Genomic DNA, 12,055 nt, shown 5'->3' with positions numbered 1-12,055 from the left:
CTTATTCTCCTGTTAGTGGATTATAAGCAGTTACACAGAGTTTGGGAAACTCCCTTAAAGCACTGTAGAATAAATAGAATACCCACCTCAATTGTAGCCTTACTGTTGTATCGTACTGAGCAACAGTTTATACACAAACGCTTTCGCGCTATAATATTGGTTTGTACTACTCTTCTCAGATATATAGTCGATAAACTACTAAACCTATACAGCGTTAGCCTCCTTAGATGTACTACTAGTACAGTCTGTAGTCGGCAACCTTGTATCCACTTTAAAGTTCTTTGACTACAAAAGACACGTTACTATTTCTTTATAGGACTATGCCATGTTTGCTATTGCTTCCAGTACTATCACCAGTTGGGGACTGTATGTCTTGTTGCCCATATTCATCGCTTTCTTGTTTTTTATTATGTGGGATATCTCGAAAGAGTCTCAAGCTGGACGCGCTGGTACATTTTGGATTTTCGTCGCGCTTGGCGCAGGCTGTGTAGGCTTTATCATTAAGCTCGTCATGGAAGTCGCTTTCAAAAAATGGTTGATATAGTTAGGGCTTGTCAGCTTCTATGACTTCACTGACATAGCTTGGCATGTCCCATGCACCGCCCAACTGAATCATTCGGCATAGTCCAGTGCCGATAGCCTTTGAGTTAACAAAGCTACTCCCATTCCAAGTCCATTCTTTGAGATAAATGCAATCTCCTAACCCTCGACCTCTGTGTCCACTGATTATCTGACCTTCATCATAACTACCACCCGAGTAAGTTACTAAGCTAGGTTTGCTGGGGATTGCGTCGTCAATGACCCAGAATCCTATGCCTTCATTGTATGCACCGCGCCAACAAACATGACTGGCAAGGGTATATTTAGCGTTTAATGCCGTCAACGTCCAGTCACCATCTCTAGACCATTTCTCATCTGAATTTAGGGCATAGCACTCTTCCTTTAATTCATCGTTAGATTCAGTAATAATCCAATTTTCAATATTTGCTCGCCAGTAATCCATTTTGGTCAAATCAATATTAGGATTTGAATCTTCTGTGGAGTAAACGGGAGCAGCAACTATTTTTGGGATTGGTATTGCAGACTTAGGCGTCATGGACGGCTGATTATTTTTACTGACTAATGCTAGCGGTGTACCCACACGGCCTTGACTTTCATCTAACTTGAGTAACACTGCTGATAGACCGCTGTCGCTGACATGCCAGCGATATGGCCCAGATCGAAATTCTATCTTAGTATTTTGTTTAGCCCGAGCCAGTAATTGCTGAGTTTGACCCGTGCTTAAATCTCCAGATAAGGATGCTGAATCCAGCTCTACCATTCCATATTTTTTATCATTCAGATAAAGTGATACACGCGAACCGTGGCTTGCCAGCCAAGCGTTCGCAGGTGAGGTCTCTACATCATCTACATTCTGTAACTTGAGTTTAGCTTTTACAGCGCTTTCTTTGGGAGTTACAGTGAGTAATATCGTAGCCCCTCCGCTAGCAGTGCCATCTTCGCTATAACCTGCTGCGCGACAGGTCAAAGTATTGTCACAAACCACTTGCCAATTGTCTTTTACAAAGCCTTCACCTTCAAAAGGATCGTCATAAACGTCACTAGCATGGACGGCGGTCATTGCTAAAAATATGGTAGCAGCGCTAAACATTGTCTTCGTAAGCTTGTCTTGACTAATAAGCAGGGTATTTTTCATAATAAGCTCACTTTTGAATCATTGTCTTGTCTGGTAATACAGAAGTTGGTTGATATAGTTAGTGCTTATCAGCTTCTATGACTTCACTGACATAGCTTGGTAAATCCCAAGCACCACCAGCAAAACCGCGACACATTCCTGAGCTAGAATCTTCTGATTTGGCAAAGGTTTCACCATTCCAAACCCATACTTGTTTATTCCAACAGTCACCTAAACCTCGGTCTTTATGCACAGCCCAAATCTCACCATCATGATAACCATTGCCTGCAGTGGTAATTAGCGGAGGGTTACGAGGGTTTTCATGGTCTATTAGCCAATATCCGCCAGCTGCATTATAAGCACCCATCCAACAACCATGACTCGCCAAAGTATGATCATCATCTACTGGTATAAAATCCCAACCAAGCATACTAGAACCATATTCAGCCATCCGTTGATATGCCTCAGTTTTCGGGTTGACCAGTTCACAGTCTCCCATTTTCTCTTCCGAACCTACTAAAAGAGGGTCATTAATATTTACCCATTTATCAATATTATTTTCAAAATATGACAGCCTTGCAGCACTCAGCTGTTTATTGTCTTCATCTGAATAAGCAAATGCTTTGTTGATCACAGGTATGGGTTTAGCAGATTTTGGCGTTTGCTTGCTAGCATGGTTTTTACTCACCAATGCTATTGGCGTGCCTACTCTGCCTTGCACATCATCAAGTTTGAGCAACACGGCTCCCATACCTTTGTCACTGACAGTCCAGCGATGACTACCTACTCTTACCTCTATTGTTGTATTCAGGCGAGCGTGACGAAGCAATTGCTTAGTTTGATTTTCATCTAACATATACCTAGAATCATCATCACTTCTACTATTGATAACGCCGTAATTTTTGTCATTTAGCCATAACTCGGTATGGCTAGATTCATTGCCAATACTAACATCTAAGCTATCATCAGATGATGACTGGTAAAACTCATCATCTGAATGGATAAAGTCTACATATACTTTTGGCAACGCTTTTTTTGGCTCTGCAACCATTAATATCGAGACTGGACCGCTACCAGCACCTTCCTCGCTATAACCCGCAGCACGGCAAGTCAAGGTGTTATCACAAACCATTTGCCAATCATCTTTAACAAACCCCCAGCCTTCAAATGGATCGCCATAAGCGTCTGACGCCACAGCGGGTAGCGACAATAAACTGATCGTCATCAAAGCCATTATTTTTTTCACAGTCATGCTTCCTTGTTTTAGTGGCTAGTTATATTGATTAATGATGTCTCTACTTCCCTGAAAAACTATCTTTTGGCAATCAGTGTCGCACGCATCGGGGCGGGATAGCCTTCCATAGTTTTAGTCGAGTCATTAGGATCCAAGAAATCTGCTAGCGAGTGATAGGTCATCCATTCTGTTTTGCGCTGCTCATCCGTCGAAGTCACTGCTACATCGACGCAGCGTACGTCTGAGAATCCAACTTTTTCTAGCCAGCCAGTTAATGCTGCGACTGATGGCAAGAAATACACGTTATTCATCTGTGCATAACGGTCATGTGGCACCAGTACGGTATTGGCATCACCTTCAATCACCAAGGTTTCTAGTACCAACTCACCACCTTTGACCAACTGACCTCGGAGCTGCTGTAGATGCTCAAACGGTGACTGACGATGATAAAGTACGCCCATGCTAAACACAGTATCAAACAACTGGCTATGCACTGGCAAGGCTTCTAGCGGTACTGGAATGTAATGCGTACGGTAACGACCTGTACCATTAGAATAAGTATAAGCATCTGCTGTACCAACGAAATGACGAATCGCCATAAACTGATGATAAAACAAGCAAGAAGGATCAACGATAATGACCGTATCCGCCCCTGCTCCTGCCATACGCCAGCCGTGATAACCAGAGCCACCGCCCACATCTAACACACGACGGCCTTCTAACCCACTCAAATGCGGCGCAACTCGCTGCCACTTCCAATCACTGTGCCACTCGGTATCTATCTTAATACCTGACTCATCATCGCCAATTTGACTACCGATCTGACCACCAATTTGAAAAGGCCCTTTGCGCCATGGCATTAACTGCTTGAGCAGTGCCATTGTTTGTTTACGCTCAGACTCACTTAGATTTGCCTCAATCGTCAATATGTCGCTGTTTAGATCGACATTATTGACGGTTAATGTAGGTAAACGAGCAACTGATGCTTGATAGGCAGGCGCATGCGCGTAGTTGGCTTTGTCTTTGATAGCATTTAGCCATGTTGGTAATTGCTTCAGCCACTCATAAGCGATTGGCTGCTGCTGCGCCAGCTCTAGCAAGGTTAAATATAGTTCGCGTTCGGCGTTGATGATAGTGTCGTTGAGCATAAAAGCAGGTTACCGTATTGGTTGAGAAATAACTGTGTAAAAAGTAAGGATTATTTAAAAGCCACCACAGACACAAAGTTCAAAAACTGAAACCACGTCAGATGACGCTTAAAACCAACATCGCTCAACCTTGCATGATGCTCGTCTAAGGTATCAGTGATAAGGACGTTCTCTAGTGCATTACGCTTACCGCTGATTTCCATCTCCGTATAGCCGTTGGCGCGTTTAAAGTCGTAATAACGCTCCACCAACCACGCATCGTACTGCTCATCAAATGCGTGAGTTTTTTCAGTTAGCACTAATATGCCGCCTTCGCTCAGTGCCGCATAAATCTTCTCTAATACCGCCACTCTATCAGCCGCTGGTAAAAACTGTAGCGTTAAGTTTAAAATCACCATGTCGCAGGGTTTGAGCTCCACATCGCGAATGTCTGCCGTGATCACTTCGATATCATGTTCAGGATAATTCTCACTAAGTAACGTGGTCGCCTCTGTCGTCATCGCTGGTGAGATATCAATCGCTTTAATCTGCAAATCTTGTGGCTCAAACTCGCCTGCCAATGTCATGCTCGCAGCACCCAGTGAGCAACCCAAATCATAGATACGGCTAACGCGCTGACCGCTATCGCTCTGCTGACGATACTTACAATGACGACGGGCAAAGATAGGGAGCATCGCGAGCACTTGACCATAACCGGGCACGCTACGACGTATCATATCGGGGAAACAAGCCACCACCTGCTCATCAAATGAAAAGCGCGCCGCTTTATCCAGCGGTGTGGTAAATAGGGTGTCATGTTTGATAGTAGGCTTGGATTGGCTCATGGTGCGACTCATTTTTAGATAATAGAACTTAAATTAGGAAATATTTGGCGATTTTGCTCGTCATTATTAAGCGATAACAAAGCAACGTATAGGTCATTCAATTTAACAAAGGTACAAGGCAACCGAGTGCAGATGTATCGGCAATACTTCAAGCGAGGTTAACGCTGTCACTTGTTTATAGTGAATGTTCTATAGCAAAAACCCATTATAACATTACTGTTTGTTACTTATCGCGTTTGGCTCGCCTGCTAAGCTGATTAAGTAGTGCTAAAGGTAGTGAGGCGTTTAAAAGAAGTATTGAAAAATGAAAACATCACAACCAAATACAGCACTTAACTCATATTTATAATAATAGGAAAAATTATGCAAACGATCGTATTAGGCGGTGGCTGCTTTTGGTGCACCGAGTCGGTATTTTTATCGGTAAAAGGCGTGCAATCTGTCGTATCAGGCTATATGGGCGGCGATGCTGTTTCTGCCAACTATGACGCTGTCTGTAGTGGGTCGACTGGTCATGTCGAAGTCATCAAAGTCGAGTTTGATGAGTCTATCGTCCCATTAGAGGTAATACTCGATGCCTTCTTTGCCACCCATGATCCCACCACGATGGATCGCCAAGGCAATGACGTTGGTAGCCAATATCGCAGTGTGGTGTTTTATACCGAAGACAGTCAAAAACCGACCGTTGACCGCACTATCAATAAACTACGCGATATGGGTGTTAATGTCGTCACAGAAGTACATCCTGCCGTTGAGTTTTATCAAGCAGAAGAAGTACATCAAGACTTCTTTAACAGAAACCCAGGACAGGCTTACTGTAACTTTGCAATACCACCAAAGCTCGCCAAACTGCGTAAAGAGTTTAGCCAATATATGGTGAGTTAAACACTGAAAGTCGTCCTATCTACTTTAAAAGCCAAGGGTTTGTACGCTTGGCTTTTTTATTGCATTTAGCGGTATGATAGTGCTGATATATTGACACTACAGAGAATATTATATGAATTCTGAATTTTGGCAAACTCGCTGGCAAGAAGGTCGTATTGGCTTCAATCAAACTCACTTCAATTCATTGCTAATGAAATACTTTTTAGCTTTAAAACCACCTGTTGGCAGTCGGATTTTAGTACCTTTATGTGGCAAATCGATCGATATGGTTTGGCTAGCTGGACAAGGCTATGACGTTATTGGTATTGAATTGATAGAAACAGCCGTACAAGCATTCTTTGCCGAGCAAAATATACAACCTACTGTCCATCAGCATGCAGACAATCCAACAATCAAATACTATCAAGGCCAGTTGTCGGGGCAAACCATCACTTTATGGGTCGCTGATATTTTTGGCCTGACAGCGGAGGATATTGGTAGTGTTAATGCTGTCTATGATAAAGCCGCATTGATTGCCCTACCAGCTGATATGCGCGTACAGTATAGCGAGCAGATACGTAAAATTAGCGGCAAAGCTTCACAATTATTAATCACGCTTAATTATGACCAAAGTAAAAAAAATGGACCTCCTTTTTCTATCAATGGCGAGCAATTACAGCAATATTATGGCGATCACTATCAAATTACCGAACTCACTAGCGAATCGGCTTCTATAGGCTCCGCCTCTGACTTAACCGCGACAGAGCATGTATGGTTGTTAAACGATAAATAGAATATACTTCGCGACTACCAAAGCATAAATGAGCGTCCTGATGAAAATTTTAGTCAGCATGATAAGCTTAATCGCGTTTTTGCTGGTTGCACTACCAGCACCACTTTATAAATTCGGTATTGTAGAGTTAGGCACTGCCTTTACAAGCTTTAAATTTGGTCTGGTCGTTGGTATTGCGGCACTCGTACTATAGTCAAATCCATATAAATCCGCTACATCGTCACCCTCGCTGACCATACTAATGTATAGCTTGCACTCGGTTTCCTTGTATCGAAATTATTTGAACTCAACTATATTGGCGATTCAAGTTGTATTTAAACGTAAAACAGTCAGCCTTGCTAGTGCAGCAATAGCTGTTATATTTTTTGCAATTGCTATCGCTCTACCACTCGGTATGATGAATAGCGCCAAAAGCGTACCGCCAATTCATGACATTTCAACCGATCTGGTGAATCCACCTGAGTTTATCGCGATTGCGCCATTACGTGCAGATGCACCAAATCCAGTTGAATATGCTGGCGTAGAAACTGCTGAACAACAGCGCACTGCCTATCCTGACTTGCAAACGTTGACCTACTCTCAATCACAGCCTGAATTGGTTGAAGCATCCAAACAAGCCATTGAAAACTTAGGTTGGGAGCTTGTCAATACTGATGCTGACAAAGGCATCATTGAAGCCACAGATACCACCACTTGGTTTGGTTTCAAAGATGATGTGGTACTTCGTGTAACCGATAATGGTGGCGAACGATTGGTCGATATCCGTAGTAAATCACGTATCGGTAAGAGCGATATGGGTAAAAATGCAGCGCGTATTCATAGCTTGATAGACGAGTTGGATGGAGTTTTGGGAAAGTAGTTGGGTTAATCTATTATTAGCTAATTAAGTATTTACATTATTTGCTTTCAATTTTTGACTATTCCAAGTTTCTAAGACAAATAAAGCCAAGCTATGAGCAGAATTTACAGCTAGCCTAGCATGTCGCGGTTCTGGTTTATACATTTGTCTTCCTTGTCCATGCGCTGAACTTCCGTGTGTTCTAAGTGCAGATATTCCATCAACAATTGAATGCATACCTGACAGTACTTTTTTCAAATCGTCATCTTGTAATTTACTAGGATCAAAATTTAAGTCTTTACTAACTGCTTTCCACAGGAACCTTAGAGTCTGCTTATTTGGCAAAGATAATTGCTCATCCTCAATATAAACTTTACAAATAGATTCTAGTATATTACAAGCAGCAGATATTGCTTCTAGTGGATCGCTATCTACGTTTTTCAAAGCTCTTTCGAATTCTAAATTGATAGCTGAGACATCTTTCTCTAAGATTAAGTCTTTCAAACTCTGACTAGACACTGTACCTCCTGTAGAGATAGATCCGCCTTGAACATAGCTTAAGTTATATCTAGCTAAAAGCTTAAGCAGCTTTTCTTTAAAATCACGATTTATCTCTAAGCGTTGCCTAGCGAAATTATCGTAAGATAGAACTTCATCTTCTTCTGGTAGCTCTATATATTTTTCCAATAATTTCCCTAAAACTATCAAAGGTTGAACTGATTCTTTATTTACTCGCATCAACCATTCCTGAACTTTTGCAGGCTTACTCACATTAGGTGGTTCGCCGGGAGCATCTGCATAGAAAAACAAACTATCTAGAGTCGCATGACTCTCTATTTCAGGCAAATTATCAGATAAAACTGAGATTATAGGCCGTGGTATTTCTTTTCTCATAAACGTCCTTTCAATAATAATTATTAGTTCATCTTGCTACATAATAGTTGTATTGTATGATGTAGCAAGATAAATAGTCCAAGTAGTTGAGCTAAACAAATAATATTAATTCAAGCATAATTTTTAATCAAAGCCTATCCGAACCTCACACCTATATCAAACTAACGTAATTATTTATAGCATTAGAACTGCGATAGCTTTTCTTTGCTGTTTAGATTGGTTACTCTAGGTGCATACTGCTTTTACCTACTTTATTTTACTTCTTAATGACTGTTTCGATGTTTATAGGATATCTCCATGCGTTTGACTTCACTTTCTAATTTATCGCTACTTAGCTTAGCTGTTGGGCTTAGCTTTGCGAACACCGCCCAAGCTGCCCGACCAGAAGCACCAAATTTATCTAATGCTGAATTCCAACAATGTCTAGATGGACTAAAAAACTCTAGTAAATTCCGTGGCGTGGATAGTTTCACTTTTAACAACTACCGTCCTGCTCAGCCTGATCCCAGCGTGATTCAGTCTCTTAACTATCAGCCAGAGTTTCAAAAAGACGTTTGGGATTACCTCTCAGCGTTAGTGGACAAAGAACGCGTCGAAGACGGTATCCGCGCTAAACGCCAGTGGAGCGACACACTGCGCCAAATCGAATCGCGTTATGGTGTAAAAGCAGAGCACGTACTCGGTGTCTGGGGCGTTGAGTCGAACTTTGGTCAAACCTTAGGTAAAAAGCCATTGTTTGAGTCTTTAGCGACCCTCTCATGCTTTGATCGTCGCCAAAGCTACTTCCGCGGTGAGTTTGCCAATGCCCTTAAGATTGTCCAGCGCGGTGATATCGCGCCAAGTGATATGACAGGATCATGGGCAGGTGCCTTTGGACAAACGCAGTTTATGCCAAGTACTTTTTTAGACTTGGCTGTTGATTTTGATGGAGATGGTCGTCGCGATCTGGTCAATAGTGTACCTGACGCATTAGCCTCTACAGCTAACTTTTTGAAAAATCGCGGTTATCGCTCAGGTGAGCCATGGGGTTATGAAGTCAAGCTACCTGATGGCTACTGGGCAGCCTCAAGCCGTAAAAATAAAAAAACGATAAGCCATTGGCGTAACCAAGGCATCAAACTCGCAAATGGCGGTGCTTTACCATCTGATTTAAGCAGCGCAGGTCTATTGCTGCCTGCTGGTATTGAAGGTCCTGCATTTTTAGTCGGTAAAAACTTCGACACGTTTTATTCGTACAACGCATCAGAAAACTATGCATTGGCAATCGCTCATCTATCAGACCTAGTCACCCGCGAAGACAGCAGCAAAACCGACTTTGCCACGGCATGGCCAACCGATGATCCAGGTATCAGCCGCCAGCAAGCAAAAGACATTCAACAAGCCTTATTAAATGCTGGTTACGATATTGGTGGTGTCGATGGAATCATTGGTGACAATACTCGTACCGCTATTCAGCAATATCAATCTAGTAAAGGCATATTCCCAGCCGATGGCCGCGCAGGACAGAAATTCTATCGCGCAATCGTGGGCAATACCGCACCTACTCGCTCACAATATGGCAATCAATACAACCAGCCTGCAACTAGCCAACCGTTAAACCCTGCCTCTACCGACCGTATGGGACAGCTGATCCAAAAGCAAACGACCACGTCAAGCAATACTTATTCGGCACAGCCAGCTACTCAATCGTCGACATCTAGCAAAACCCGTTATCGCCGCGTTACTAGTGCCGATGGTACTATTCAGCTCATCCGTGTTGATGAAGGCTTATAATAACAAGCAAGCTTAGTAATATTGCAAGGCGAATAACAGTAACTTAAATCAGAAAAAAAGGCCGCGTTATGATTAACGCGGCCTTTTGTATATATATAATTTATAGCATCATTTAAACGATTGGCGGAGGTGTGGGCTTACCATTATCACCATCCCAGTTTTCACGGGCCTTATCATCTAGATCAGCAGCTGTTTTGGATTCCCACTTACCATTCTCTTTCCAAGTGGCATCACCCCAGTCATCGCCTTCTGCTTTACTATCCAAATCTTTATAAGCTTGGCTTGGGTCAATACCTCGGCGTTTCATATCCGCTACTTGCTCTTCTAATGTATGAAACTGGTCGGCATCATGCATCGTTTTTTCTAAGCCATCCAACTCTTTTTTTAATTCATCACTTTTAGAATTACTCATTGCGTGCTCCTTAACTGATCAATATTGATGTATGCGCTATACAATTGTAGTTTTAATATTAGCATCTAACCAATCTTATTATCACCAGTCCTGGATAAATTCACAACCATTGACTCGTATTCTTTGTATTACAAAACGTATTTATAGGTACAAACACTTTAACTACTACAATTTGACATTCGAGTCATCCAATAAGTTTTTTGCATAACTCGTCAACTTCCACAGCTCTTGTGAGACTCGAGTACCATAAGTGGTAAGTCCTATCCAATTTGCACTAACCAGCTGACGCTGCAACTTATTTAAATCGTCTTGAGATATTTGACAACGCGAAACAGCGTGGACATTGGGCATATCTCGCTTAACATCGTCTTCTGCTTTTGATGTTATCAAACGATTAATAGCATTTTGTAGACCATAGCTAGAAAACGTTTCTGAAATCTTCCCTAATGTAATCAATACCTCTTGCCACGTTAATGCCATCGGTCTATTAATATCTGTTAAATTGCCACCTTCGTAAGCTTGCGCACTATACTGAATATCAAAAAAATCTGTCAGTACAATCACTGGGCTAAGACCATCAGTGACAAGTCCATCGTTTACAAAAGTCTCTTTTTTTACAGGCTTATTGGTAGACAAAAGATCCGAAAACCGCTCAACGACTTCTTGCCTAGTAACAGTCAGAACCTTCTCTTTATCCCGAACCCAGCCACCAGTCACCTCATCGTTGGTTAGGATATGCTCATAAGTTGCTTCGAGTAGTTTTTCGATATCATCTTCTGTATCATAATAAGATATTTGATTATCTTGCCTAATCACCGATTTAATAAACTCTTGTAACTGACGGCTAATAGTTGCATCTTGCTGATGGTTTTTGATCAAAACTAGCAAAGGTTTGATTTTTGCCTTCGCACTTAGATAGCTTAAATGCATTTGACTAACGCCCGTTCTTTGCACCGAGCCGTAACTATCTCCGATGATCATTAATGCGTAATCGCAGTCATCAATACACTGTCGACCATATAACGAAGCCTTTGGCAACTGGCTCGATACGTCATAGGTCAAGAACGCAAATGGCTGAAAAAATATCGCTAAGCTGTCCAAGAGCAACAATTGATCGTTGTCAGCGCATATGATATGAATATGGTAGCGACGGTTTGGCACAATTACCTCTAAAATCAGGTCATGACATAAAAGAATGTAGGATCTATCGACTATTAAAATATTAGAGCTGCTGATTGCTAAAACTCTGCCGAACTATGTAAAAGCTGATGGTAATGTCGAGACCTTAGCCATATTTTCAACAGCGTTTGGGGAAATCTAACATCAGCCTTTCGGGGTGATACTATTCTCTACTAATACATAGCAAAATTCTTTAACCCAGAATGACTAGGTATCAAAAACCTCACTGCATATTGTCTAAAAAATAGTTGCTGTTAGCACCACATGTGAATAGTCAACAGACCCTAATATAAAAAATACAAATATATTATTTTGCACAGCCTAGCACAATCTCATAAGGCTGGGCTTAATTTATTTTAATCATACTAGGGCGTGTCATCAATTAGCATAGATATTTCAGAATAAGCTATACTTAGATCGT

At 41.8% G+C, this 12,055-nt stretch carries 13 protein-coding genes; 6 read left to right on the top strand and 7 right to left on the bottom strand.

The window, feature by feature from the left end:
• Positions 1 to 325 precede the first annotated feature (325 nt).
• A complete protein-coding gene (locus tag EI164_RS10970; RefSeq protein ID WP_192520003.1) occupies positions 326 to 544 on the top strand; it encodes a DUF2788 domain-containing protein in 219 nt (72 codons plus the stop codon).
• On the opposite strand, the gene EI164_RS10965 is transcribed toward EI164_RS10970, so the two are convergent.
• The 4 genes from EI164_RS10965 to cmoA form a co-directional block, all read right to left on the bottom strand.
• Entirely contained in the window at positions 545 to 1,696 is a 1,152-nt protein-coding gene (locus EI164_RS10965; protein WP_192520002.1) for a DUF1176 domain-containing protein, read from the bottom strand.
• Positions 1,697 to 1,754: 58 nt separating this feature from the next.
• Complete coding sequence (locus EI164_RS10960) at positions 1,755 to 2,921, bottom strand: DUF1176 domain-containing protein (RefSeq protein WP_318779543.1); 1,167 nt, start codon at positions 2,919 to 2,921, stop codon at positions 1,755 to 1,757.
• Positions 2,922 to 2,986: 65 nt separating this feature from the next.
• Entirely contained in the window at positions 2,987 to 4,057 is a 1,071-nt protein-coding gene (gene cmoB / locus EI164_RS10955; RefSeq protein ID WP_192520000.1) for a tRNA 5-methoxyuridine(34)/uridine 5-oxyacetic acid(34) synthase CmoB, read from the bottom strand.
• A 50-nt stretch (positions 4,058 to 4,107) separates the two neighbouring features.
• On the bottom strand, positions 4,108 to 4,893 hold the full coding sequence (gene cmoA, locus EI164_RS10950; RefSeq protein WP_192519999.1) for a carboxy-S-adenosyl-L-methionine synthase CmoA: 786 nt from the start codon (positions 4,891 to 4,893) through the stop codon (positions 4,108 to 4,110).
• Positions 4,894 to 5,244: 351 nt separating this feature from the next.
• Between cmoA and msrA the strand changes: the two genes are divergently transcribed.
• The 4 genes from msrA (at position 5,245) to EI164_RS10930 (ending at position 7,397) form a co-directional block, all read left to right on the top strand.
• Positions 5,245 to 5,766: a peptide-methionine (S)-S-oxide reductase MsrA gene (msrA, locus tag EI164_RS10945; protein ID WP_192519998.1), complete on the top strand. Its 522-nt coding sequence runs from the start codon at positions 5,245 to 5,247 to the stop codon at positions 5,764 to 5,766.
• A gap of 112 nt (positions 5,767 to 5,878) precedes the next feature.
• Positions 5,879 to 6,538, top strand: coding sequence for a thiopurine S-methyltransferase (tmpT, locus tag EI164_RS10940; RefSeq protein ID WP_192519997.1), 660 nt, complete (start codon positions 5,879 to 5,881; stop codon positions 6,536 to 6,538).
• 40 nt (positions 6,539 to 6,578) lie between these two features.
• Positions 6,579 to 6,731 (top strand): hypothetical protein, encoded by a 153-nt coding sequence (locus tag EI164_RS10935; RefSeq protein WP_225739236.1) that lies wholly within the window; start codon positions 6,579 to 6,581, stop codon positions 6,729 to 6,731.
• 87 nt (positions 6,732 to 6,818) lie between these two features.
• Positions 6,819 to 7,397, top strand: a complete 579-nt coding sequence (locus tag EI164_RS10930) for a DUF1499 domain-containing protein (protein ID WP_225739235.1) — start codon at positions 6,819 to 6,821, stop codon at positions 7,395 to 7,397.
• A gap of 24 nt (positions 7,398 to 7,421) precedes the next feature.
• Here EI164_RS10930 and EI164_RS10925 read toward each other — a convergent pair whose 3' ends face one another.
• Positions 7,422 to 8,270, bottom strand: a complete 849-nt coding sequence (locus tag EI164_RS10925; RefSeq protein WP_192519995.1) for an abortive infection family protein — start codon at positions 8,268 to 8,270, stop codon at positions 7,422 to 7,424.
• Positions 8,271 to 8,567: 297 nt separating this feature from the next.
• Here EI164_RS10925 and EI164_RS10920 point away from each other — a divergent pair, with 297 nt between their 5' ends.
• Positions 8,568 to 10,043, top strand: coding sequence for a lytic murein transglycosylase (locus tag EI164_RS10920; RefSeq protein WP_192519994.1), 1,476 nt, complete (start codon positions 8,568 to 8,570; stop codon positions 10,041 to 10,043).
• A 112-nt stretch (positions 10,044 to 10,155) separates the two neighbouring features.
• Here the strand turns inward: EI164_RS10920 and EI164_RS10915 are convergent, their stop codons facing one another.
• Positions 10,156 to 10,455 (bottom strand): hypothetical protein, encoded by a 300-nt coding sequence (locus EI164_RS10915; RefSeq protein WP_192519993.1) that lies wholly within the window; start codon positions 10,453 to 10,455, stop codon positions 10,156 to 10,158.
• A 165-nt stretch (positions 10,456 to 10,620) separates the two neighbouring features.
• A complete protein-coding gene (locus EI164_RS10910) occupies positions 10,621 to 11,616 on the bottom strand; it encodes a DUF4062 domain-containing protein (RefSeq protein ID WP_192519992.1) in 996 nt (331 codons plus the stop codon).
• Positions 11,617 to 12,055: the final 439 nt, after the last annotated feature.

The sequence above is a fragment of the Psychrobacter sp. FME13 genome, assembly GCF_014861395.1.
GTDB lineage: Bacteria > Pseudomonadota > Gammaproteobacteria > Pseudomonadales > Moraxellaceae > Psychrobacter.
Note: the sequence above shows the minus strand (reverse complement) of the source record. Positions and strands in the feature narration are given on the sequence as shown.